The sequence below is a fragment of the Flavobacterium plantiphilum genome, from assembly GCF_046000495.1.
GTDB classification, from domain to species: domain Bacteria; phylum Bacteroidota; class Bacteroidia; order Flavobacteriales; family Flavobacteriaceae; genus Flavobacterium; species Flavobacterium plantiphilum.
The window spans coordinates 385,516-411,388 of sequence record NZ_JBELQA010000001.1 but is presented as its reverse complement, the minus strand read 5'-3'; the positions used below and the strand labels follow the sequence as shown (position 1 = coordinate 411,388).

The window sequence follows — 25,873 nt, the reverse complement described above, 5'->3', positions numbered from 1 at the left end:
CTTTTTTTACTATTTAAAACAAATATAGCCAGAGTTATGAATATTAATTACTGGAAATTACCTTATTTTGCATTTCAAATTAATTAATGATGACACAAACAATTCAAGCCAATAACTATAATGTTTATTTCAACGAAAAAGGATATGAGGAATTAAACATTCACCTTACTAAAAATAAATATTCTAATATTTTTGTAATTGTAGACAGCAACACCAACGAATTTTGCCTGCCAAAATTATTACCTTATATCGAAACGGATTTAAATGTTGAAATTATTGAATTTGAGGCCGGAGAAGAAAACAAAAACATTGAAACCTGCGTTGAAATTTGGAAAGTACTAACAGAACTTGGAGGAGACCGAAAAAGTCTTGTTATCAATCTGGGAGGCGGAGTTGTTACTGATTTGGGTGGTTTTGTTGCTTCAACATTCAAACGCGGTGTTGATTTTATCCATATTCCTACTACTTTACTTTCAATGGTGGATGCTTCGGTAGGTGGAAAAAACGGAGTGGATTTAGGAAATTTAAAAAATCAGATTGGTGTAATTAATGTTCCCGGAATGGTTATTATTGATACTCAATATTTAGAAACCGTTCCTCAAAACGAAATGCGTTCCGGTCTTGCCGAAATGCTGAAACACGGTTTGATTTATGATAAAAAATACTGGGAAGAGTTTTTAGATATTTCTACTATTGATTTTGAAGCGTTAGATCAATTAATTTTTAGATCAGTAGAAATTAAAAATGAAATTGTAAAGCAGGATCCTACTGAGAAAAACATTCGAAAAGCATTGAATTTTGGGCATACTTTAGGACATGCAATCGAAGGGTATTTTCTGGAAAGCCAAAGCAAAACAACCCTGCTTCACGGAGAAGCAATTGCTGTGGGAATGATTTTGGAAAGTTATATTTCATTAAAGAAAGATTTGATTTCTAAAGAAGAATATACACAAATTAAAAGCGTATTAAAATCAATTTACGAAGATATTATTTTTGAAGAAGCAGACATAGAACCGATTCTGGAATTGCTGATTCATGATAAAAAAAATGAGTACGGAAGCATTCAGTTTGCCTTAATCGAAGGAATTGGAAAGATAAAAATTAATCAAGCAGTTGAGAATGAATTAATTCTTGAAGCTTTTGAAGATTATAAATCTTAGCTGTTTTTTTTATAAAAAAGGATTGCATCACTTATATTTTATTTTTTACATTTGCCGCAATGAAAAGAGATCAAAAACAAAGAAATTATAACAAAAATCAAAGCGTTAACAATAGTTCTTTTTTAAGAATATTGAAGCGTTTGAACTTAGTTATAGGGCGCTTTAATTTTGATACTTTTCAGTATTTAAAAGTAGAAAACGAAAAGCTGCAAATTATTTATGCCAATATTAGGGTTTGAATTATAGATTAATTTAGTACATTAAGCTATAAAAAAAATAAAATCCTAAAATTCAATGAATACAAAATATTCTGACTTAATAAATCAATCATACTATTTTCCTCAGGAAGAATTTAAACTCAATAAAGACAATCTGCTGTTTCACAATATTGATTTGATGAAACTGGTTGAAAAATATGGTACGCCATTAAAATTTACTTATTTGCCTCAAATTTCCAACAACATTAACAAAGCCAAAAGCTGGTTTCGTAAATCGATGGAAAAAAACAAGTATGAGGCAAAGTATTATTATTGTTATTGTACTAAAAGTTCTCATTTTGAATTTATCATGAATGAAGCGTTCAAGAACAATATTCACGTTGAGACTTCCTCTGCTTTTGATATTAATATAGTTGAAAATTTATTAGAAAACGGCAAAATCAATAAAAGCACTTATGTCATTTGTAATGGTTTTAAAAGAGACGAATACATCAGTAATATTGCACGTTTAATCAACAATGGTCATAAAAATACAATTCCTATTATTGATAACTACGAAGAATTAGATTTACTTCAGGCTGAAATTAAAGGAAAATTCAAAATTGGAATCCGTATTGCTGCCGAGGAAGAACCTAAATTTGAGTTTTATACTTCCAGATTAGGAATTGGTTATAAAAACATTGTTAATTTCTATAAAAAGCAAATTCAGGAAAACAGTAATCTTGAATTAAAAATGCTTCACTTTTTTATCAATACAGGAATAAACGATACTGCTTACTACTGGAACGAGTTGGTAAAATGTATCAAAGTATATATTGCCTTAAAAAAAGAATGCCCTTCTTTAGACGGTCTAAATATTGGAGGTGGTTTTCCTATCAAAAACTCGCTTGCATTTGAATACGATTATCAATATATGATTGATGAAATCATTAATCAGATAAAAATTGCCTGTGACGAAGCAGAAGTAGATGTTCCAAATATCTTTACAGAATTTGGTTCCTTTACAGTAGGAGAAAGCGGTGGCGCCATTTATCAGATTTTATATCAAAAACAACAAAATGACAGAGAAAAGTGGAACATGATTGACTCTTCATTCATTACCACCTTACCGGATACCTGGGCAATAAACAAGCGTTTTATTATGTTAGCAGTAAACCGCTGGAATGATACTTATGAAAGGGTGTTATTAGGAGGTCTGACTTGTGACAGTGATGATTATTACAACTCAGAACAAAACATGAATGCTATTTATTTACCTAAATACAACAAAGAAAAACCACTTTATATCGGTTTTTTTAATACCGGAGCTTATCAGGAAACCATAGGCGGATATGGTGGTTTACACCACTGTTTGATTCCGCAGCCCAAACATATCTTAATAGACCGGGATGAAAATGGTATATTAGCAACAGAAGTTTTTTCAGAACAACAAACCTCTGATGATGTATTAAAAATTTTAGGTTACAATAAAAAATAATTAACAAAACACACAATTAGTAGATTTATAATTTCATTATATTTGAGCCAGTTTAGATTCAGATAGCTATAAATTTACAAAATATTTAAACCCCATAAAATGAGTAAAGGACCGATCAGTCAGTTTATTGAAAAGCATTATTTACATTTCAATTCTGCATCTTTAGTCGATGCCGCAAAAGCCTACGAACAACAATTGGCCAATGGAGCTAAAATGATGGTAAGTATGGCTGGTGCCATGAGTACAGCAGAAATTGGAAAAATATTCGCTGAAATTATTCGTCAGGATAAAGTGCAGATTATTTCCTGTACGGGAGCAAACCTTGAAGAGGACATCATGAACCTGGTAGCACACTCTCACTATGAAAGAGTGCCTCACTACCGCGATTTGACTCCGCAGGATGAATGGGATTTATTAGAAAGAGGACTGAACCGTGTAACTGATACCTGTATTCCGGAACACGAAGCTTTCCGCAGACTGCAAAAACATATTTACAAAATCTGGAAAGATGCTGATGATAAAGGAGAGCGTTATTTCCCTCATGAGTTTATGTACAAAATGCTGCTTTCAGGTGTTCTTGAAGAGTATTACGAAATTGACTTAAAAGATAGCTGGATGTATGCTGCAGCTGAGAAAAATTTGCCTATTATTGTTCCAGGATGGGAAGACAGCACTATGGGTAATATTTTTGCATCTTATGTTATTAAAGGAGAATTAAAAGCGTCTACAATGAAGTCAGGTATTGAATACATGACTTTCTTAGCAGACTGGTATCCAAAAAATAGTGATAATGGTATTGGATTTTTCCAAATTGGCGGTGGTATCGCTGGAGACTTCCCTATTTGTGTAGTACCAATGTTATATCAGGATATGGAAATGCATAATATTCCGTTTTGGAGTTATTTTTGCCAGATTTCAGATTCTACAACCAGTTATGGTTCTTATTCAGGAGCAGTTCCGAACGAGAAAATCACTTGGGGTAAATTAGATATTACTACTCCTAAGTTTATCATTGAATCAGATGCTACTATTGTAGCGCCATTAATTTTTGCTTATTTATTAGATTTATAATACCATTTTTATGAGAAGAGTTATTGTTGAGTACGCTAAACTGACAAATGAAATTTTAAACTTATTGGTTGAAAAATTTCCTGATGGATATGACGACGAAGATATCATCCGTTTTAAAAATGCTAAAAACGAATTAGTGGAAGCAGTAGAAGTGCGTACTGAAGACACCATTTATTTAGTAAAAGTAAGTACAAAACTTGCTGACAGAATCGAAAACTTTGATGAAGATGATGATATTGATGATGAAATCGAACCAATTGCTCCAATTAAAGGTTTAGATCTTGATGATGATATTAATGACGATGATGATGAAGACGAAAATATAGACAAACCGGATCTGGATGACGAAGATGAAGATGCTGATGCTGATGACAAAGACATCGCAGAGGATGACGACGAAGAGGACGAAGATTAATTAATTTTCAGAATATAATACACCAAAAGGAACTCCAAAAAAGAGTTCCTTTTTTTATCCATAAAAACACAATCAAATTAAGTAGTACAAAATGATTACTTCTCAAATCCTACATCATACTCTTAAAGAAAATTTCGGATTTGAAAAATTCAGAGCTAATCAGGAAGAAATTATAAGTACCGTTTTAAACGGAACAGATACTTTAGCAATTATGCCTACAGGTGGTGGAAAATCTATTTGTTTTCAGTTGCCGGCTTTATTATTCCCGGGAATTACTATTGTGATTTCCCCTCTCATTGCTTTAATGAAAGATCAGGTAGACAGTCTGAAAGCTAACGGAATTGCTGCCTGCTTCATCAATAGTACACAAACTGATAATGAACAGCAGTTGCATATTGAAAACCTGAGAAATAATAAAGTTAAACTTGTTTATATAGCTCCTGAAAGTTTATCCTATCTGGAAAATGCATTTAGTGCTGTTACCATCAGCCTCATTGCTATTGACGAGGCACATTGCATTTCGTCATGGGGACATGATTTCAGACCTGCTTATACTAATTTAGGCTACCTGAAAAACCGCTTCCCTTCTACTCCAATATTAGCTTTAACTGCAACTGCCGATAAAGCTACACGTCAGGACATTGGCAATCAGTTAAATTTAAAAAACCCCAGAACTTTTGTAGCTCCTTTTGATAGAAAAAATCTGAGTCTGGAAGTGCGTCCTGCACTGGACAGAGTCAAACAAATTATTGATTTTATTGAATCAAAACCTGCTGAATCCGGTATTATTTATTGTCTTAGCCGAAAAACAACTGAAGAACTTGCCGAAAAACTCAGTAAAATTGGAATCAAAGCTAAGGCTTATCACGCTGGTTTAGATAGTGAGATTCGTTTTAAAACTCAGGATGAATTCATAAATGATCAATGCCAGGTAGTTTGTGCTACCATTGCTTTCGGGATGGGAATTGATAAATCGAATGTGCGCTGGGTTATTCATTATAATTTGCCTAAAAATATTGAAGGCTATTATCAGGAAATTGGTCGCGCGGGACGAGACGGATTAGCCTCAGAAACTATTTTATTCGAAAGTTATGGCGATTTGATTCAGTTGCAAAAATTTGCCTCACAGGGACAAAATGCCGAAATCCAGCTGGCAAAATTAGAAAGAATGAAACAATACGCAGACGCTTTGAGCTGTCGACGTAAAATATTGCTTTCCTATTTTGGAGAAATCGTAACCGAAAATTGTGGTAATTGTGATATTTGTAAAAATCCTCCCGCCTTTTTTGATGGAACTATCATTGCACAAAAAGCACTTTCGGCAATTATCAGACTTAAAGAATCAGAATCATTAGCTGTAGTAGTTGACTTTTTAAGAGGTTCTAAAAATGCTTATATTTATGAAAAAGAATATCAGAATTTAAAAACATACGGTGTAGGTATCGAAATCTCATGGCAAGACTGGAATCAATACCTGATTCAGCTTATTAATTTAGGATATTGCGAAATTGCATTTCATCAGCAAAATAAAATAAAACTTACTCCGTTAGCTAAAAAAGTATTATTTGAAGGTGAAAAAGTACAGCTCAACACCTTACAAAAAGTAAATACTGAAAAAGTTAAAAATAAAGAAACTAAAACAAAGGTAATTGCAAATTCTCTTTTTGAAAGTTTACGCAAATTGCGTTATGAGATCGCCAAAGAAGAAGAAGTTCCCGCTTATGTAATTTTCAGTGATGCTGCTTTACGCCAAATGGAAATAAACCGCCCGATGAGTGAAGAAGAATTTATCATTATTGACGGTGTAGGAAAAGCGAAATTAGAAAAATATGGTGATGCTTTCATCAAAGCTATTATTGCTTTTCAAAAAGATAAAAAGAGTAAAACAAAAAAAGAATCGGCTACTTATAAAGAAACACTGGCGCTATTCAACGAAGGATTATCTGTTGATGAAATTGCTGAAAAACGAAAATTAGGCTTAGGAACTATCATGTCCCATTTAGCAAAATTATATTCAGACGGAGCTTTAATTGATTTATACCAATTCATTTCAAAAGAAGAAGTTAGCAAAATTTCACAAGCAAGAAAAACTTTAGAAACCCCAAATGCACTAAGACCTTATTTTGACTATTTTGAAGAACAAATTAGTTATGGAAAAATAAGGCTGGGATTAGCTATAATTGAAAAAGAAGAAGAAAACCTCTAAAATCATGATTCATTCCTTTCCTCCTTTTGTAAACTCTGAAACTGAAATCCTAATATTAGGAACTATGCCCGGAATTGCCTCTTTAGAGAAACAGGAATATTATGCGCATCCACGAAATCATTTTTGGAAAATAATCTATACACTTTTTGATAAATTACCCGTTTCAGTTCATTTCGAAGAAAAAATAAAACTATTAGAAAAGAATAAAATCGGAATTTGGGATGTCTTAGAAAATTGCGAGCGCAAAGGAAGTTTAGATATTCATATTAAAAATCACAAACCTAATGATTTTCAAACTCTCTTCAGTCAATTTCCAAATATTAGAAAAATTATTTTTAACGGAAAAGAAAGTCACCGGTATTTTGTAAAAAGTTTTGGACAAATAAAAGGCATTACTTATTATGTAATGCCTTCTACAAGTCCCGCTAATACGATGTCTTTTGAAAACAAGCTGAAAATCTGGTCAACTTGTTTTGAATAATTTACAGGTATCTTTCCTGAAAAACTTTTTGATGATGTTTTTGATGTCCAATGATAATAAAACCAATAGCACGCACTGAAATTTCATCATTTGAAGCGATTCCGATTCGTTTTAATTGTTCTTCGGAAAAACTTTTAAAAAGTGCTAAAGTACTCTGACGAACAATAGACAATTCTGTTAACAAACTTTGCAAGTGCCTGTCATTGGCATTGGTATTGGAAGCAAAATCGTTTTCATCAAAACCCGGCAATGGTGTTTTATCATTTCTGGAAACCCGAAGAGCACGGTAACTAAAAACACGTTCTGTATCAATAATATGCTGAATAATTTCTTTAATCGTCCATTTGCCTTCAGCATAACGATAGTCAAATTTATCCATTGGAATATCCTGAACAAATCGAATAAAATCATGAAGACTTATTTCTAAGTCTTCATGTAAATCTCCATCAGTTGCTGCGTTAATATAAGTAGCATTAAATTTAGAATATTCGTTTTCCGGAATATCAGTTCGCTTCATTATTTTGTCATTAAGCTGAGTTTCTACTAGCATTGGTGTTTCCAAATAAAGAACGCATTACGATTTTTTCGTATACCTTAATCAATTTATCATCTGGAACACTTTCTTTATTCAGTTCATTAATTCTCAATAAAGCATATTGCTGAATTGTCAATAAAGGCAATACAATACGTTCACGTATCTGAATCGAAGCCATTCCGTCAGGATAATTCTCCATCAGTTCTTTATGTCCTGCAATTTTCAACAATAATCGTTTCGTTTCTAAAAACTCATCGTAGATATTTTGCCAGAATTCCCCAAATTCAGGGTCATTCTTCATATATGCTGTTAATGGAAAAAATGATTTTGCTAATGACATCATACTGTTCTCCAACAATGTTTTAAAGAACATAGAATTTTTATATAAATCCTGAACTTTATCCCATTGATTTGTCTCTTCAAAATGTCTCAAAGCTGATCCTACTCCGTAAAAACCAGGGACATTTTGTTTCAATTGACTCCATGAACCCACAAATGGAATTGCTCTTAAATCTTTGAAATCAAGTTTTTCAGATTTACTTCTTTTTGAAGGACGGCTACCAATATTAGTTTTAGCATAATATTTCAGCGTACTCATTTTTTCCAGATATGGAATAAACTTGTCGTGATTTTTAAAACTCAGGTATTTTTTATATCCAAGCTCTGATAACTGAGTCATTACTTCTTTGTCAGTTTCAGAAAACTTATTTAATTCCTTATTAAATACCTGATTAGTGACTCCGGCACTCAATAAATTTTCTAAATTATGACGACAGGAATCTAAAGTTCCGAAATTAGAACTAATAGTTTGTCCCTGAACAGTTACCTGGATTTCTTTGTTTTCGATATCCGGACCTAAAGAAGCATAAAATTTATGTGTTTTTCCTCCTCCACGTGCAGGCGGCCCACCACGTCCGTCAAAGAAAATTACTTTGATACCATATTTTCTGGACATTGCTGTAAGCTGTTCTTTAGCCTGATAAATACTCCAGTTAGCCATAAGATATCCTCCATCTTTTGTTCCGTCAGAGAAACCAAGCATAATAGTCTGCTTCATTCCTCTGTCAGCCAGATGAGCTGCATATACAGGATTAGTGTACAATTGCTCCATAACATGATGTGCATTTTGTAAATCATCAACAGATTCAAATAAAGGAACAATATCAACTGAAGGATTTTCCCAGTTACTCAACCTGAATAAAGCGTATGCTTCTAAAACATTCACCGCATTTTCGTTATTACTGATAATGTAGCGGTTAGCACCAAGCTCACCATTGCTGGTCTGAATTTGTTTGATAGCCTGAATTGACTCGATAGTAGATTTAGTCATTTCGTTTTTAAAATCAGCCGGATTCAGATTGCCCAGGACACTTGTTAAAACTTTACATTTTTCATTCTCAGATAATTCGTAATAGTTTTTAGGAAAAATATCGCCTCCATTATTTTGATAGAAATCAAAAATATCTCTGAATACAGCATCGTGAATTCTGCTGTTTTGACGAATATCTAAGGTCGCAAAATGAAAACCGAATAAATTTACTTTAATCAATAAAGCCTCTAATTCATTAACATATAAAGATTGATGCTGTTCGACAATAATAGTCTTGATCTTATTTAATTGTGCTTTGAATTCTTCTAAAGTAATATAAATTTCTCCTCTTGAGTAAAATACAGAACGGTATAATTTATTTTCAAGTTCAGCCACCAATACATCTACTCCTGAAAAAGTTAATTTTCTTTTTAAGTTTCTCATTTCAAAATAATAACATTTCAAAATAGAAGTTCTTAAACGATCGGCTACTTTTAAGGTTATATCAGTCGTTACAAACGGATTACCGTCTCTGTCTCCTCCCGGCCAGAAACCAAGCTGGATAATTGGGTTTTTAATATTTCCTGTTGGAGCAATATTCGTTTCCAAATAATGCATCAGATCACCGGCAGTATTATAAAATACATTTTCAAGATACCAAATCAAACTTACAGCTTCATCAAAAGGATTTGGTTTTTCATTTTGAATAAAAGGTGTTTTCCCTAACTGCGCTAAAAGCTGTTTAATCTGAAGTAAATTATTATCACGAATTGCCTGCGTCAGGTCATTAATGATACCTAATACAGCTCCGGGATAAAATTGTGTAGGATGCGCTGTTAAAACAGTTCTGACATTGAAATTCTCTAAAAATTCAACTAACTCTTCATTTTTTCCTCTTGCATCTGATTTTTCTTTAACATCTCTAAGTGAACCGCGCCCTTCCATATTATTTACAATTGGAAATGCAGCATCTTCTACAGCATCAAACAATACAATTTGGCGCTCAATATATTGAATAAAGCGAAACATCAAATCGATTTTGTCTGCTTCTACGTCAGTATGTAAATATTTTTTGGAGAAAAATTCGAAAATTTCCTTAGGAGTTTCCATTTTTTTAAAACCCGTTTCACAAACTTCTGTGAATAAAGGTAATAAAGCACCTGTGTTATCTATAGAGTCAAAAGGTAAAGTAATAAAAACGCTGTTGTAAATATTGTATTTAGAGAGTACGTTTTGGTTAAAACGTTCTATTTTAGGGAGCGTATACATAAATTATGTTAAATTATTAAGTTAATTATAGTGTATTTTATTGTTGAGTATTAAAAAAAATAACCCCAAGAGTCAACTTGAGGTAATATTTTTACTTCGCATTCAAGTTGATTACATATTTTTAAAAATAGTATGCATCAAACGCTTTTTATCGTTTATACTTTCTTCAAGAGAAATCATAGTTTCGGTTCTGTAAACACCATCAATATCATCAATCATAAAGATTACATCTTTAGCGTGTTTCGTATCCTTTGCTCTGATTTTGCAAAAAATATTGAATTTACCTGTAGTTACCGAAGCAACAGTTACAAATGGAATTTCATTAATTCGCTGTAAAACAAATTTAGTCTGAGAAGTATTATTCAGGAAAACGCCCACATAAGCTATAAAAGAATAGCCTAATTTGTCATAATCCAATACTAATGAAGATCCCATAATTATTCCGGCATCTTCCATTTTCTTTACCCTCACGTGTACTGTTCCAGCAGAAATCAATAATTTTTTAGCAATATCCGTAAACGGAACTCTCGTATTGTCTATCAACATGTCTAATATTTGATGATCAACTTCATCTAAACGGAACTTACTCATATTTCTCTAATTATATTATTAATTATCATTTTTAAAGCATAAAAATATACATAAAAATGAAGAACTCTTACAAAAAATTACTTTTTTATCAATCCGTTAACAAAATTAATGTTTTTATTTACACAAAAATTTGCTTTTTGATCTAATTTTGGAAAATTTTCGTCCTCATCTTCATAAACACCTTCCCGGGCATCAAATACTTCATGACCAAAAAAACCTTCCAAATCATCCACTTTTACAATGTAAGCATTAAAGTTGATTTTTCCGTCAACTAATTCTTCTTTGTACTGTGCAGCAAAATTCGTTATTTTTTCATTACCGTCATAATTTATTTTAACCTTTTTGTATATAAAATCATAAAAAGTGACTTTATTTTGAGGAATATTCAAATAATCCTCTGTTCTGTTAATTTCTATAACGTTTTCGCTAAGTATTTTAAAACTCGTCACTAATGCGATAAATATATGCTTTCTGGTCACTTCTCTTTCATAATCACCAGGGTAATGCCCAGCCTCAAATAAAATGGTTGGCACGCCCAAATACTGAAATGTATCACCAATACAATTGATATTAAAAGAATCATCAAACCTGCCTATTTGTCCCGGAATGAATTTTTGTAAAACTTCATTCATTCCTGCAATCAAATTAATCGCTTTTTGTCTCGAATCATTTATTTCTCTTTCCTCATTGTAAGAAGGTGCTAAAAAAGATACAGTTGCCGGTTTTCCGGTGTCTGCTACACCAAAAATAGTACGCTGATCATGAAGATTGTAGCAATAATCCGGTTTGAACTCTTCAAAAACAGCTCGTAATAATTTGCTTTCCGGTTGGGTTAAATCCTGAGAATCTCTGTTTAAATCAATTTCGTTAGCATTCGCACGAGTGTACAACACAGCTCCATCCGGATTAAGCATCGGCAAACAACAAAATGTAAAATTTTCCAGAAAGCTTTCGGCTAAATCACTACCGCTATGCAAGAGGTTTAGAAAGTCGAATAATGCTTTAGTAGTCGTGCTTTCATTTCCGTGCATTTGTGACCACAAATAAATTTTAGTTTTTCCGGTACCAATAATATACTTATAAATTGGTCTCCCCTGAACCGATTGTCCAATAATAGAAAGTTGGTTATCTGTATTAATTCGTTTCAAAATTGGCTCAATTGACTCCAAAGTCAAATACCTGCCTTCAATCGTTTTTTCCTTGTTGTCTAGAAACAACTGCTCTAAATTCATAATCTGATATATTTGATTTACAAAAGTAAACATCTTTATTTTTACATTTGTAAACAGTTGTTTGGTTTGATTTTTTAGAATTGTAAACAGTCGTTTTAGAAAACTATATCTAAAAACTAAATCCGGAATTAACAAATGTTACCTAGTTTATATAAATATTATAAAATTTTAATTATCAGTCTTTTATACTTAATAAAATAAACTTAAAAATTAATGTTTTAAACTTTAAAATCGCTCTTTACAGTTGTAAATTTGTTAATACCGATTGTTTTATTTACATTTGTAAATAGTCAAATTTAAATACTGATTTACAATGGTAAACACGGATGATTTTATAAAAAGACTCGAAGTTATACTGGAATACTACGGTGTAAACGCTTCTGCATTTGCAGATAAAATTGGAGTACAACGCTCCAGTCTGTCCCACCTCCTTTCCGGAAGAAACAAACCCAGTCTGGATTTTATACTTAAAATTTTAGAAGTTTATCCTGAAGTGGATTTGTACTGGCTTTTAAACGGTAAAGGAACTTTCCCTAAAAATAACTCAGTCCCTACAGAAGCTGAAGCTATAAGCAGTTTTTCAGATACTAGGACTGCAATAAAAGAGGATTTGTTTTCCAAAAGCTTTCAAGGTACTATAGAAGAAGATAAAAAAGAGACCGTTGCGGAAAAGAAACCGGAAATCACAGCTCATTTCTTTGAAGAAACTATTGATAAAATAGTGTTTTTTTACAAAGACGGAACTTTTAAGACCTATAGTGCTAACCAAAAAAAATAACCCTAAATACCTTTTTACAGCATTTAGGGTTATACAAAACAAATAAAAACCTATCTTAATTTCTTATAATAAAAATTGAAGTAACACCAGCTTCAGTTCTTACACTTAAAGGATTAGCATCAGCGGACATAGTAGCTTTTGCAAAAGTCAATACCTTTCCACCTCCATTTAATCGTTCCGCAACATACGTCATTTTAGTTTTATCATCATAAACTACATCTACAGGATTTCCTAACTGAGAGTTGGGGCCGTAAATCCTGATTTGATTTCCCGTACTGATAGTTCCCATATTAGCAGTTGAAGCAAATACACTGGTGAAATTTTTAATATAAACCAATCCGCCATCAGAATCAGAAGTTGCACTTCCAACATCAGTAAGAACCATTAGGTCCTCCTTAGCAGAATAAGTAATTCCATGAGTTCTTACAAGACCTTCAATACTGACCCGTTTAGTGGCAGTAATATTCCCCGAAGGATTATTCATAAAGTTTTTAAACACAGCAATATCTGAGGTTAAATCAACAACTGCATATAAATCATTTCCATCCATATGAATTCCCCATAATTTAAAATCAACGGTATAAGACTTTAAAAGCGTAAAACCTGAGGTCGTTTTCTGGTAAACAAATAATTTATTAACCATCCCGTTAGACGCCAACTGATCCTGAGCAACTACGATTTTATCCCCTGCAACTGCTGTTTCCCGTGCATTTGTAAAATCAAGATTTGAGCTGCTTACAGAAGCTGTTAATGCTAAAGCCCCGGAAGCAGCTGCGGTTTTAACATCCGAATAACTTTCTAATCTGTTATTTGTACGCGATGCTACAGTAATAGCATCTGTATCCGGATCATACGAAATTCCTTCAGCATCCAGTGAAGCAATTGTAAATGACTGAACCATTGGAGAAGGCTTTTCTAAGTCAACATAAGTTACTTTTCCTGAAGTATTACTTGACGTAACTAATACCAGTTTTTTATCCTTCATTTCTTTGTCATCATTAGAACAGGAACTCAGTGATAAAATTAAGACTGCGCAAGAGATAAATAAATTTTTCATAGTTGTATTTTTTAAAGTTTCATTTATTTACGAAAATTTCCCAGTCATGGTTTTAAAATTATCAAAAAAAATCCTGTTATTAAATTTTAACAGAATAAGCAAAATCTCACTCTTTTTTCTGTAATAAAATATAGAATTTTAAAAATTATGCGCTATTTTTGGTAAAAGCCCATATTTTATGATTAAACGCCTTTTAAGTTATTTCTACCCCATAAAAATTTATACTCAAAAATCAGCTATAAGTCAGACTTTAGAAATTAGCTGGTCTAATGGCGATTTGGTCATGGATTCTTTAAATACTAATTATTCGTATGGAAGTTTGCAGCGAATTTTAAAATTAGGTTTAAAAAACATTGGTTTTGCCAGAATAAAGCAAATGCAGCATATTTTAGTTTTAGGAGTTGCAGGCGGAAGCGTCATCAAAACGCTGGTTGATGAAATTGAGTTTAAAGGAAAAATAACAGCTGTAGAAATTGATTCGGAAATTATTAAAATTGCGAATCGCTTTTTTAAACTGAATGAAATTCCACAGCTCGACATTGTGATTGACGATGCTTTTGAATTTGTTTTAAAAACAACCGAAAAATATGATTTGATTGTAGTCGATATTTTTCAGGATACCAAAATGCCAAACTTCCTTTTTGAATCCTTTTTTATCGACCGGATTTGTTTGCTGTTAAAAAACAAAGGGAACATTCTTTTTAACACCATGCTTTTAAACGGAGCGGACAATCTTAGAAATAAAAAATTAATTACCGATTTTAAAAAACAGTCTTTCGCAATTAAAACCATTCCAAGGGTAGAACAGCACAATGAATTAATTATTATTGAAAAATTGATCTGAAATTTTAAGCCACGAATTCACAAATTTATTTTCAATTCGTGAATTCGTGGCTAAAAAGTTTATTTATTGACTAAACTATTTTTCGGGCTTTGTCTAAGTCCTCTTTGGTATCGATACCAATTCCGGCATGAGTCGTTTCTACCATTTTTATTTGTTTACCAAATTCCAAATAGCGTAATTGTTCTAATTTTTCGGAAGCTTCCAAAGTTTTCATTGGCAAATGATAGAAATCCAATAAAGCTTGTTTTCTAAAAGCATAGACTCCGATATGCTTCATGTAGCGTACCCCAACATTTTTCTCTCTGGGATACGGAATAACTGAGCGGGAAAAATATAAGGCAAAATTATTTTGATTCACCACTACTTTCACATTATTCGGATTGTTGATTTCTTCCTCGTCTTTGATTTCATACATCAATGAAGCCAAATCTACTTTTTGTTCATGGTCGTTTTTAAAAACTTCAATGACCTCTTTCAACGGTTCGGCATTAATAAAAGGTTCGTCGCCCTGAACATTAATTACAATATCTACATCCAGATTTTCTACCGCTTCAGCGATTCGGTCACTCCCCGATTCGTGTTCTTTGATACTCATAATCGCTTTACCGCCGTGAGCTGTAATTTCGTCAAAAATCAAACTGGAATCCGTTACGACAAAAACATCATCGAACAAATTAGTGTTTACTGCTGCCTGATAGGTTCTTAAAATGACTGTTTTCCCTCCAAGGTCCTGCATTAATTTGGCATGGAATCTGGTTGAGGCGTAACGGGCGGGAATGACTGCTATTATTTTCATATAAAATTATATTTGCCACAAAGGCAGAAAGGCGCAAAGATATATTTAAAATTGAAATTTGTTGTTTTTCTAAACTATGTTTTATTTCATATAAGATTCAAATTCGTCACTTATGTCCATGATGTTAATCTTTTTAGGTGTTTGTTTGGAATTAAATAAATAAACTCCACCCATATCTTTTTCTAAATCAAGATTTATAATTGTAACTTTTTTATTATCTGAAACAAATTTCAAAATTTTATGATTTTCAGTTGTAATGATTTTTATTTCTTTTGATTCCAAATATTCATTGGCTTCATTGAGATAAAAAAGAAAATCGTCTGCACCTACATAAAATTTTTCTTCTCCAATTTCTTTTTTTCTTTTTTCAATATTCTTTTCTGTTTGATCATATATTATTGCACATTTACTTTTAATAATCAAAGTGTCACTATTAACTTTAGGTATTAAATTATTTGAGGAATTAAATTTAGATACAACTATACTTTTTACAATGTTTGATTTTTCAACAACTTTTTTCTTGTTTTTATTACAAGAAACAATTATAAGAAAACAACATAATATCAAAATATATTTTTTCATATTAAAATGATATAATTCATCTAAGATGGTTTTGCAATTTATTTTTAATGACTTAATTCAACACTAAAATTGATTTTTGCATTTAGCGCTTTAAACACTTTTATAATGGTATCAAATCTCGCATCAGTTAAACTATTTTCAATTTTTGAAATTTGCGCTTTTTTAACTCCCACTAATTCTCCTAATTGTTCTTGAGTTAAATTTCTTTCTTTACGAATTTGTTTAATAGTTTGTCCTATAAGCTCTAATTTTAACTCGTTATCAAAAGCATCTCTATTAGCTGTTCCTTTTTTTCCAACGAATTTATCTGTTACTTCATCTAAACTATATGTTTTCATAATCTTATTTTTTCTCGTTAAAATATTTTATTCTTAATGATTCTGCACGTTCCATTTCTACTTTTGGTGTTTTGTCTGTTTTTTTAATTATTCCATGAGTTGAAATTACAATTGTATCTTGCTTGTCTGATTTGTCCCAAAAAGCAAATAATCTTAAATATTGTTTATTATACAAAGTTCTGAATTCCCAAATCTCACCTTCCAGTTTTTTGAAAAGTTCATTATCATTTACACTTCTTGATTTCCAAATATTGTAAAGAACTTTCTCTTTAGTTTTTTGATCTAAACTTTCTAAAAACTCCAAAACAGGTTCAAGAAATGTAACTTTGAATTTATAATCCATATTTATACGCTTAATTTAACAAAGATACAAGTTTCTTTATAAGGAAACAAATGGTTGTTGATTTACAATTTTTAAACTATGTACAGTCTTATTTTAATTCAAAATATTAAACAATCTTCACCGAAGTCATACTCAAAGAACCACCTAATAATTTATCATTAAACAAACTGAGTTCTTCGTTTTTTTCTTTTAATCCTAAAGTATAAATCAACGGTAAATAATGTTCTGGTGTTGGAATTGCTAGTTGTAAAGCCTGTCCTTGTTTTTCATAATCAATTAAGGCTTGGAAATTTCCATCCAATAAAAAGGAATTTGTTTTTTCTCTGGCTTCGATTGCCCAGTCAAAACCATAATTATCTACATCCATATTATAAAAATCGACCAATAGTAAATTGTGTACAATATTTCCACTACCTATAATAAGAATGCCTTTATGACGCAAATCACTTAATTTTTGCGCCAACTCAAAATGGTATTGTGGTGATTTTGAATAATCAATACTCAACTGAATCACGGGAACATTAGCCTCAGGATATAAATGTTTAATCACACTCCAGGCACCATGATCCAATCCCCATTCGTGATCGAGTTCGACTTCTGTGGGCAATAATAATTCCTTAGTTGCGATGGCTAAATCCGGATTTCCTTGGGCAGGGTATTCCACTGCGAATAATTCTTTTGGAAATCCTCCAAAATCATGAATCGTTCGAGGCATTTCCATAGCTGTAACTTTAGTTCCTTTAGTAAACCAATGTGCCGAAATACACAAAATAGCATTCGGCTGCGGTAAAGTTTTAGCCATATTCCTAAAACCAGCCACAAACTGATTTTCCTCAATAGCATTCATCGGGCTTCCATGTCCTAAAAACAGCACCGGCATTTTATCCGTTTTAGAAAAATTACCCGAAATTTTATATAAATCGTTTAAAGTATTCATAAACAATGATTTTTTATTTTCAACCACAAATTACACAAATTAGCGAAAATTAATTGGTATAGTTTGTGGTTAATGAAATTTTATTGATTTTCTGAGTGCTGGATTTTATTTAGCATAAACATTCTTTAAAAAATCATTCAGACTTGTAGGTTTTCTGTCCAATAATTTTTCCAAATCAGATTTATCAGAATCAAATTCTCCTTGCTTGATAGCTTCAGCAAAACCTGTAAACATTTCTATGTATTCTCCAGGAACTCCGGCATTTTTGAGTGTTTCTGAGTATTCTTCTGTAGCCGGACTGAAATACTTAATTTCTTTAGATGTAATTTTACTTATAGCTTCGGCAATTTCCTGAAACGAATAATTCTCGATATTATTCATTGCATATTCTTTGTTTTCATGTCCTTCAGAACTCAATACATTCGCAGCTGCTTCTGCCAAATCAGTTCTGGAAACATAAGCTGCTTTTCCTTCTCCGGCAGGAAAATAAATTCCGGATTCTAATACTTTTTCTCCCAGAAACATAGGTAAAACGTCCAGATATAAATTGTTTCTAAAAATAGTATACTTGATTCCGCTTGTTTTGATAGCATGATCCGTAGCAATGTGGGATTTGGCTAAAAAGGCAATTGGTGAAGTTTCGGTTTCATTTTTACGTTCAAAACTGGTATACAAAATATGCTTCACTCCTGCTTCTTTTGCCGCTTTTATAACATTTAATTGTTGGCTCATCCTGTTGGCCAAATCAGTACCGGATACCAATAATAACTTATCGATTCCTTGAAAAGCATTTAATAAAGATTCATAATTGTCATAATCTCCAACTTTTATATTGATTCCATTTGCAGCCAAATCTTCTGCTTTGTTTTCGTCTCTGACTAATGCTGAAATATTTGCCGGAGCGATTCCTTTTTTCAATAAAAAATCAATTGTTAATTTTCCGAAATTTCCGGTAGCTCCGGTAACTAAAATAGTAGTATTCATTTTTTCTGTTTTTTTTCATTAATAATAATTCAAAGATACTTACATTTGCTATACAAAATATACTACTGTACTAAAGTATACTACTATCCTTTTGTATAGTAACAATAAAATCAATACATTATGGAAAACATAATTAGTTTTAAAGAAGCTAAATCCTGTCCAATTCAGTTTGTTTTAGCAGTAAATGATACGTTGAATGTTATTAGTGGAAAATGGAAATTGCCCATTATCGGTTCGCTTTTATTCGAAAAAAGACGTTTTACAGATATTCAGCGTAATATTCCAAAGATTACTCCCCGAATGCTATCCAAAGAATTAAAAGATTTAGAAATAAACGGAATGGTAAAACGTACTGTTTATGATACTACACCTATTACCGTTGAATATGAACTGACTGAATCAGGAAAATTACTGAGTGATGTTCTGGATAAAATGCTGGAATGGGGAATACAACACCGGGAAGCGGTACTTTCAGAAAAGTAACATTCAACTTACCTTCCGGTATAATTAGGACAGCCAAAACATTTTTTGTCTAAATTAAACTGGTAAGTCAGCGAAAGTTCATAAATACCTCCTGTCCGGCCTATTTTAGTTGTATTGGCATCATAAGAAAGTCCCAGCCTTAAATGCTCATATTGCAATCCGGTAAAGAAATTTAAGGAAGTGAGTAAGTGTCCGTCTATTCCGTTCTTAGCAGGATTAGTAACGGCAGTAATACCAAAAAACATTTTTTCAAATAATATAGAAGTTCCTATATCCAGACGGTTATAACGCCCTTGTTGCATATAATTTGCTGTAGCAAACATTTTAGTGGCATACGGAAAAAATTGTACATCGATATAATCGGCTAAAAGAAATTCGTATCCCGAACTCAAGGAGAAAAAGGTATTCAAAGGAACATTTCCGTCTTTATTAAAAGCAATATTAGGTTTATTGAGGTGTTTTACAGACAAGCCGATCCATAAATCCTCCGTATTAAAAACCATCCCTGCTCCTATATCAAAAAAACCAACTTTATCATTTTGTAATGCCGGATCAATTGAAGTGGCATTATTAATTCCTGTTCGAATATTGATTTGGTCTTCCAATAATAAATTTTGGAATCCAAATGATTTTAATCCAAAACCAACTTCTATTGCGGGTCTGAAATCCCATTCGTCACTTATTCGAACACGGTAAGCATAATTGGCATTGATTTGAGAAAAATTATAATTGGTTGCACTTTCCCTCTGATTTAAAAAGCTGATGCCAATACCACTGTTCATTTGGTCACTCCAGGTATTCAAAAAAGCATAATCAGTATCTATTTTTAAATTTAAATCCGGCCATTGTTCTCTGTGAATAATTCCCAAATAGGTAGTTTCCATAAAACCCGTAAAACCGGGATTCAAAGTTTCTGGCACTAAAAAGTACTGTGTAAAAACAGGATCCTGTGCTTTAACATTCGAATAAAAGAAACACGAAATCAGGATAATAATTAATTTAATTCTCATTTTAATGGTATTCTTTTATTTTATTAATGTAACAGCTCCTTCTTCGGTAATGGTATGATTGTAAAAGGTTGTACCTATTACTTTAAAATAATAATTTCCATTTTCGGCATCTGTATCTTTTACTTTTCCATTCCAGCCTTTTATGGTTTCTCCTGTTTCACTGTAAATTAAACTCCCCCAGGTATCATAAATATGCAATGTAATTTGGGTAAGACCTAAAAATACAGGAGCAAAACTATCATTAGTACCATCATTATTCGGAGTAAAAGCGGTAGGCATTACTAAACTATATCCTTTTTCTATTTGAATAGTTTTAGAAAAAACATACTGACAACCAAAAGGATAGCTAACAGTTTGCCTAATCGTATAGGTTCCTGTTCTGGTATAAATATGAGAAGGATTTTCTTCATCAGAGAAATTCCCGTCTCCAAAATCCCAGGCAATAGTAGTGAAATCTCCCGTAGCTAAATTGGTAAACAAAACAGGGTCAAATATGGAATATAAATTATAAACATCATTTCCATACGATTCAAAGGAAAAACCGGCATTTCCCAGTACCGGAGTGTTTACATTGAAAGGCAAATCCTGTTTACAGCCAAAACTGTCCTCCACACTAAATACGATTAAACCATTATTTTTAGTGTTCATAATCTGGTTATTACTGCCGCTAATTACACCGTCAGACCAGCTTAAAGTATAAGGCGGAATCCCTCCTTTTACATGTCCTACAAAAGTTTGTTTGACATATTTAGTATCACAATCGTAATCCGTTATGGTTTCGATAGTAGGTGTTAATTGTTCAAATCGGGTAATTTTCCAGGAGTCTGTTGCTTTACAACCATTCGCATCAGTTACATTTACAATATAATTATCCGGAGGCAAATTGATTAAATCTTTTGTTTTTGCTCCATTCGACCAGGCATAAGTAAAAGGCGGTGTTCCTCCGGTAATAATCAAATTAATTGCTCCGGTATTGGCATCATTACAACTCAACGGATTAGAAACATCTGCTTTTAATTCTATAGCTAAAGGTTCGTTTATAATAAAAGTATCCTCAATTTTACATAGTTTTTTATCTGTAATAATGACGGAATATCTTCCAGGTCCAAGATTGTTTCGTTCAACTCCGGCTGTAGGATCATCACTCCATATTAATTTTACAGGAGCTACTCCTCCTACTAAGTTCAATCGAATATGACCGTCTTTCGCTCCAAAACAGCTAATTTGTTTTACATCAGGATGGATGGCAAACTCAGGAACATTATCAATGGTAACAGGAAATACTTTTGGACAGCCTAAGGCATCTTCGATAGTAATAACATAAGTTCCTGCTGATAAATCGTTTTGGATTCTTCCCGAACCTAAATTACTCCATTTGATACTATAAGGTTCACCTGAAGCAAATGGAACTCCGCCAGTAATATTTGTAATAGTAATGGATGCATTCGCATCATTATAACAGGCAATTTCTGTTTTAGTGTACTCCAGTTTAATTTCGCTGTTCTGATTCAGAATAACATCCAGATTATCAACACATCCCGAATTATCAGTTACACTTAAGCGATAAGTTCCCGCGTACAGATTGCGTAAGTTTTTAGAAGAGCTTCTAAATCCGTTAGGACCGGTCCATGAATAACTGTAATTGAAAAGACCCGGACTTATTTCTACAGCTCTCCCACCAATAACATCAACATCAATTTCACCCGTAGCATAACCATAACAAAGAATGTCTTTTTTTCCGGCCAGACTTACTTCTAATAAAGGAGGATTGACAATGGTATAAGTTTTTTCGAGAATATCACAATTATTGACTTCAGTTATGATGACCTGATAAACGCCTTCGGCTAAATTCCGAATATCTTTCGAAGAAGAAAATGGATTACCATCTTTGGTCCAGACATATGTATAAGGCGCTGTTCCGCCACTAACATTTAGAATAATTTGTCCGTCATTCAAATTATGACAGGAGATGTCTGTTTTAAAATCAGTAAATGCAAATTTAGCCGGTTGATTTACCTGATAAGTAGCTACAAATGGACAATTTCCATTATCTGTAATTCTCAAAGTATAAGTTCCTGCAATTAAATTGGAAATATCCTCATGAGTACTGGTAAAGCCATTAGGTCCTGTCCATGAAAATTGATATGGAGCTCCTGTAGTAAAAGGGATTCCTCCTGCTACTGTTAAATTAATCGCTCCATCATCAGAACCAAAACAACTCGTATTTACAATTACAGGATTAGCAGTAATCAATGGATCTACGGTAACGGTAACGGTAAAATTAGGTCCCGGACAACTTCCTGCTGTAGGCGAAACAGTATAAGTAACAGTAGCACGATTTGAGGTAAGATTAGTTAATGTTTGACTGATTCTCGTTTGAGGAGAAGATTGTGCAAATGCGCCACTTATTGCTCCGGCAGGCGAAACTGTTGGTGTTGACCAGGTGTATGTAGTACCGGACGGAACATTATCTCCTCCACCACTTCTAGGAGTTATGCTAAAAGAACTTCCACTACATATTCTATCTGTTTTTGCGGAAATAATTGGAGAAAGTACTGTATTTACAGAAAAAGTTCGTGTCGTTGAAACCGATCCACAACTATTACTTACAGTAAATGTAGCCGTATAATTTCCACTGGTTGTATAATTAATAGCTCCAGGATTTAAGGAGTTAGATGTTGAAGGCGTACCTCCGGGAAAACTCCAGGAATAAGTCAATTCAGAACTTGGTGCACAATTCTCTACTACTTTTCCAACCGGATTGATTGTGGCAGAATTACAAAAATTAGAAATAGGATCTAAGGTAATAATTGGAGGTTTTTTAACTTCTATAATCTTAGTAATTTCTCTTTCGATACCGCAGGAATTTATAGTTCTTAATCGAAGGTAATAAGTTCCCGAAACCGTAAAATTGATTACTGGATCTTTCGAGTTTGAACTTGTTCCGGAAGTAAAATACCAATTCCCTCTTTCATTTTCACAATAGGGATCATAATAAGAAGTAACTGTCCAATAATAACTTTGAGAACCACAGGCAAATCTCGTATCGGTTGTATTGCTTATCTGAGTATTCGAATTGATACAAGCTTTTGTATAAGTAAAATTGGGTTGTAAAACAGGTTCCACACAAATATCTCTTCTGTATTCTACTCCCACACCACAAGGCGTTACAGCATTTAGTTTAATGGTATATGACCCTGGTGAGGTATAAACATGACTTGGATTAACCTGATTAGATACGGGTGTTCCATCACCAAAATCCCAGGTATATACTCCCACTGTACTACAATCATTTTTAAATCCGGCAACAGTGGTATTACTAAAATAAACTGACGAATTCACACAGGCTATACTTGGCGAACTAAAACTTACAGTTGGTTTATCCAAAATAATGATAGGACCGGCAGATAAACTCGTACTTCCACAAGAATTACTAATCGTCAAAGTTACCGTACTTCCACCCGGACAATTAAATCGTGTAAAAGTATGCGGAATAGGAAAATCCTGTGAAACAGAAGGATTTGAAGCATTATAATATGCTGAACTTTCTAATTGCGATTGTGTGTAATTTTCAATTGTACCATCGCCAAAATTCACCGTATATCTGGTATCAGAAGGATTTAATGCCCAGGAACCAATGGCAAAATTCATTGGTGCTACCGGAATACAAAAGTTGGTCGTATTTCCTGGAGCAATCAAAGCTCCTACAGGATTGTTTGAATTTTTTACGATGTACGAAATACTATTATTACAACCTGCACTTCCTACGGCTGTAATAACCATATTAAAAGAACCTAAACGTTGGTACGTATGTGTCTTTGGAAAACTAACATTCGTTTCAGTGCTTCCATCACCCCAATCTATATTGTAAGAACTAATACAGGAGACCGAAGCAGAAGCATTACCTACTCGAATAGTATAGGTTAAATTGGTGTTATTATCACCACAACGTTCAAAAACTGAAGTAGAACCCGCATCTAAATTGACAAACTTTAAATCAGGCTTTTGTTGTACTGAAACTGTTTTAGTTACTGAATTGCTTAAACCATTTTGATCTGTAACCGTTAACTTAACACTGAAATTTTGAATTCCACACCCCAAAGCGATGAAATTATGTGTAGGATTACTATTAGCAGAGTTGGTACCGTCACCAAAATCCCAATTGTAAGTATAAGGTGCATCACCACTAATTACCGGAGCAAAAGTAATGGGAGTTCCGGAACAACTATTGTTATTGTTAAAAGTAAAATCTACTACAGGAGCAGCAACAGTATTTTCAACAGTGGTATTTAAAGTATTGGCAATTGTTTCATTTATTCCTATGAGAGCAATGCATATACATAAACAATGTACAATCCTGTAAAGTTTTATCATAAAAAACGGATTCTGTATTTTTCTGACAAAAATATATATAATTTTTAAATAAACATTATATAAAATAATATTCGGGTGTTTTATGAGCTAAGTTCCCAATATTTACTATTCAGATACTTAAAATATTTGTTAAAGAGGGAAAAACCTCTTTTTAATAAAAGTCACTATTTCTACTCTTCATAAAAATAACTATTTTTACAGTCTAATTTTTTTTTACGATGCCAAACAAAAAATATAAAATTGCCGTTGTTCAGTTAAACCTGAATGATAATGCCGAAAACAATTTGAAAAAATGTATCAATTGGGTGAGAGATGCTGCCAGTCAGGGAGCCGAAGTCATATCATTACCTGAATTATACAGCAGTCATTATTTCTGCCAAAGCGAAGATGTAGAAAACTTTAACCTGGCTGAACCTTTATACAGCACTTCTTTTATTGCTTTTAGCGAATTAGCTAAAGAATTGGGTGTCGTAATTATTGTTCCTTTCTTCGAAAAAAGGATGGCCGGAATTTATCATAATAGTGCTTATATAATTGATACGGATGGAACTGAAGCAGGATTATACCGAAAAATGCATATTCCTGACGATCCTGCTTTCTATGAGAAATTTTACTTTACACCGGGTGACTTAGGTTTTAAAAACAATCCGACTAAAAAAGGGAATATTGGAACTTTAATTTGTTGGGATCAATGGTATCCTGAAGCAGCCCGTTTGACCGCTTTAAAAGGTGCTGAAGTATTATTTTATCCAACCGCAATTGGGTGGCACCCACAAGAAAAAGAGCACTATGGTGAAAACCAATATGGTGCCTGGATGAATGTAATGAAAGGTCATGCGGTTGCTAATGGTGTATTTGTAGCTGCAGCAAACCGAATTGGCTTAGAACAATATTTACCGGATACACCCGGAATTGAATTTTGGGGAGCTTCATTTATCTGTGGACCGCAAGGAGAAATTTTGGCACAGGCTTCCCATGACAAAGAGGAAATCTTAATCGCTGAAGTGGATTTAGATTTACAGGAAAATGTACGTCAAAACTGGCCTTTCTTCAGAGATAGAAGAATCGATGCTTTTGGAGATATTACAAAACGAGCGATTGATTAATATAGAACTCACAGATTTTAAAATAAAAAATGGACTAAAGCTATTTGCCTTAGTCCATTTTTTATGTTTGATAATTATAAAAGTGTATTTAAATAAAAAATAAAAAACGCTATATCCGTTGTAATTTTAAGCCAATAAAATTAAAATGCATAAAAAAGAGGATACTGAATCCTCTATACATTTTCAAAACTGACAATTTGTTTTGCAACAATAAATAGTTAACAGTTAAAAAAAAAGCTGTTTCAACAATTTGTCAAAACAGCTTTTTTATAATATT

23 protein-coding genes are annotated in these 25,873 nt (G+C 32.8%); 10 read left to right on the top strand and 13 right to left on the bottom strand.

Features of this window, described 5'->3' with window-relative positions:
- The first annotated feature begins 89 nt into the window (after positions 1-89).
- The 6 genes from aroB (at position 90) to ABS764_RS01685 (ending at position 7,028) form a co-directional block, all read left to right on the top strand.
- A complete protein-coding gene (gene aroB, locus ABS764_RS01710) occupies positions 90-1,160 on the top strand; it encodes a 3-dehydroquinate synthase (protein WP_408079323.1) in 1,071 nt (356 codons plus the stop codon).
- Between the two features lie 294 nt (positions 1,161-1,454).
- Entirely contained in the window at positions 1,455-2,855 is a 1,401-nt protein-coding gene (locus ABS764_RS01705) for a type III PLP-dependent enzyme domain-containing protein (RefSeq protein ID WP_408079321.1), read from the top strand.
- Between the two features lie 99 nt (positions 2,856-2,954).
- Positions 2,955-3,926, top strand: coding sequence for a deoxyhypusine synthase family protein (locus tag ABS764_RS01700; protein WP_408079319.1), 972 nt, complete (start codon positions 2,955-2,957; stop codon positions 3,924-3,926).
- Between the two features lie 10 nt (positions 3,927-3,936).
- A complete protein-coding gene (locus tag ABS764_RS01695) occupies positions 3,937-4,341 on the top strand; it encodes a DNA primase (RefSeq protein ID WP_408079317.1) in 405 nt (134 codons plus the stop codon).
- A 91-nt stretch (positions 4,342-4,432) separates the two neighbouring features.
- Positions 4,433-6,547: a DNA helicase RecQ gene (gene recQ / locus ABS764_RS01690; protein WP_408079315.1), complete on the top strand. Its 2,115-nt coding sequence runs from the start codon at positions 4,433-4,435 to the stop codon at positions 6,545-6,547.
- A 4-nt stretch (positions 6,548-6,551) separates the two neighbouring features.
- Positions 6,552-7,028 carry a DNA-deoxyinosine glycosylase gene (locus ABS764_RS01685; protein WP_408079313.1) on the top strand — a complete coding sequence of 159 codons (477 nt, stop codon included), beginning with the start codon at positions 6,552-6,554 and terminating at the stop codon, positions 7,026-7,028.
- Position 7,029: 1 nt separating this feature from the next.
- Here ABS764_RS01685 and ABS764_RS01680 read toward each other — a convergent pair whose 3' ends face one another.
- The 4 genes from ABS764_RS01680 to ABS764_RS01665 form a co-directional block, all read right to left on the bottom strand.
- Positions 7,030-7,545, bottom strand: coding sequence for a DinB family protein (locus ABS764_RS01680; protein WP_408079750.1), 516 nt, complete (start codon positions 7,543-7,545; stop codon positions 7,030-7,032).
- 10 nt (positions 7,546-7,555) lie between these two features.
- A complete protein-coding gene (locus tag ABS764_RS01675) occupies positions 7,556-10,141 on the bottom strand; it encodes a phosphoenolpyruvate carboxylase (protein ID WP_408079311.1) in 2,586 nt (861 codons plus the stop codon).
- Between the two features lie 111 nt (positions 10,142-10,252).
- Positions 10,253-10,732 (bottom strand): Lrp/AsnC family transcriptional regulator, encoded by a 480-nt coding sequence (locus tag ABS764_RS01670; RefSeq protein WP_007139244.1) that lies wholly within the window; start codon positions 10,730-10,732, stop codon positions 10,253-10,255.
- Between the two features lie 77 nt (positions 10,733-10,809).
- Entirely contained in the window at positions 10,810-11,964 is a 1,155-nt protein-coding gene (locus ABS764_RS01665; RefSeq protein WP_408079309.1) for a M14 family metallopeptidase, read from the bottom strand.
- 313 nt (positions 11,965-12,277) lie between these two features.
- Between ABS764_RS01665 and ABS764_RS01660 the strand changes: the two genes are divergently transcribed.
- Entirely contained in the window at positions 12,278-12,742 is a 465-nt protein-coding gene (locus ABS764_RS01660; RefSeq protein WP_408079307.1) for a helix-turn-helix domain-containing protein, read from the top strand.
- Between the two features lie 55 nt (positions 12,743-12,797).
- On the opposite strand, the gene ABS764_RS01655 is transcribed toward ABS764_RS01660, so the two are convergent.
- Positions 12,798-13,799, bottom strand: coding sequence for a hypothetical protein (locus ABS764_RS01655; protein ID WP_408079305.1), 1,002 nt, complete (start codon positions 13,797-13,799; stop codon positions 12,798-12,800).
- Positions 13,800-13,977: 178 nt separating this feature from the next.
- Here ABS764_RS01655 and ABS764_RS01650 point away from each other — a divergent pair, with 178 nt between their 5' ends.
- Positions 13,978-14,643, top strand: a complete 666-nt coding sequence (locus ABS764_RS01650) for a spermidine synthase (protein ID WP_408079303.1) — start codon at positions 13,978-13,980, stop codon at positions 14,641-14,643.
- Positions 14,644-14,713: 70 nt separating this feature from the next.
- Here the strand turns inward: ABS764_RS01650 and kdsB are convergent, their stop codons facing one another.
- The 6 genes from kdsB to ABS764_RS01620 all read right to left on the bottom strand — a co-directional run bounded on the left by kdsB (position 14,714) and on the right by ABS764_RS01620 (position 18,623).
- The gene (gene kdsB, locus ABS764_RS01645) at positions 14,714-15,439 is read right to left on the bottom strand and encodes a 3-deoxy-manno-octulosonate cytidylyltransferase (protein WP_408079301.1); all 726 of its coding nucleotides are present in this window, start codon (positions 15,437-15,439) and stop codon (positions 14,714-14,716) included.
- 81 nt (positions 15,440-15,520) lie between these two features.
- Complete coding sequence (locus ABS764_RS01640) at positions 15,521-16,021, bottom strand: hypothetical protein (RefSeq protein WP_408079299.1); 501 nt, start codon at positions 16,019-16,021, stop codon at positions 15,521-15,523.
- A 44-nt stretch (positions 16,022-16,065) separates the two neighbouring features.
- On the bottom strand, positions 16,066-16,359 hold the full coding sequence (locus ABS764_RS01635) for a helix-turn-helix domain-containing protein (protein ID WP_408079297.1): 294 nt from the start codon (positions 16,357-16,359) through the stop codon (positions 16,066-16,068).
- 4 nt (positions 16,360-16,363) lie between these two features.
- Positions 16,364-16,702, bottom strand: coding sequence for a type II toxin-antitoxin system RelE/ParE family toxin (locus ABS764_RS01630; protein ID WP_408079295.1), 339 nt, complete (start codon positions 16,700-16,702; stop codon positions 16,364-16,366).
- Between the two features lie 106 nt (positions 16,703-16,808).
- Positions 16,809-17,639 carry a 4,5-DOPA-extradiol-dioxygenase gene (ygiD, locus tag ABS764_RS01625; RefSeq protein ID WP_408079293.1) on the bottom strand — a complete coding sequence of 277 codons (831 nt, stop codon included), beginning with the start codon at positions 17,637-17,639 and terminating at the stop codon, positions 16,809-16,811.
- 105 nt (positions 17,640-17,744) lie between these two features.
- Positions 17,745-18,623 (bottom strand): SDR family oxidoreductase, encoded by an 879-nt coding sequence (locus tag ABS764_RS01620; RefSeq protein WP_408079291.1) that lies wholly within the window; start codon positions 18,621-18,623, stop codon positions 17,745-17,747.
- A gap of 120 nt (positions 18,624-18,743) precedes the next feature.
- Here ABS764_RS01620 and ABS764_RS01615 point away from each other — a divergent pair, with 120 nt between their 5' ends.
- The gene (locus tag ABS764_RS01615) at positions 18,744-19,106 is read left to right on the top strand and encodes a winged helix-turn-helix transcriptional regulator (RefSeq protein WP_408079289.1); all 363 of its coding nucleotides are present in this window, start codon (positions 18,744-18,746) and stop codon (positions 19,104-19,106) included.
- Positions 19,107-19,114: 8 nt separating this feature from the next.
- On the opposite strand, the gene ABS764_RS01610 is transcribed toward ABS764_RS01615, so the two are convergent.
- Both ABS764_RS01610 and ABS764_RS01605 read right to left on the bottom strand, forming a co-directional pair.
- Positions 19,115-20,116, bottom strand: coding sequence for a PorP/SprF family type IX secretion system membrane protein (locus ABS764_RS01610; protein WP_408079287.1), 1,002 nt, complete (start codon positions 20,114-20,116; stop codon positions 19,115-19,117).
- Between the two features lie 15 nt (positions 20,117-20,131).
- Positions 20,132-24,490 (bottom strand): PKD domain-containing protein, encoded by a 4,359-nt coding sequence (locus tag ABS764_RS01605; RefSeq protein ID WP_408079285.1) that lies wholly within the window; start codon positions 24,488-24,490, stop codon positions 20,132-20,134.
- 218 nt (positions 24,491-24,708) lie between these two features.
- On the opposite strand from ABS764_RS01605, the gene ABS764_RS01600 reads away from it, so the two are divergent.
- Positions 24,709-25,596, top strand: a complete 888-nt coding sequence (locus tag ABS764_RS01600) for a carbon-nitrogen hydrolase (protein ID WP_408079283.1) — start codon at positions 24,709-24,711, stop codon at positions 25,594-25,596.
- Positions 25,597-25,873 lie beyond the last annotated feature (277 nt).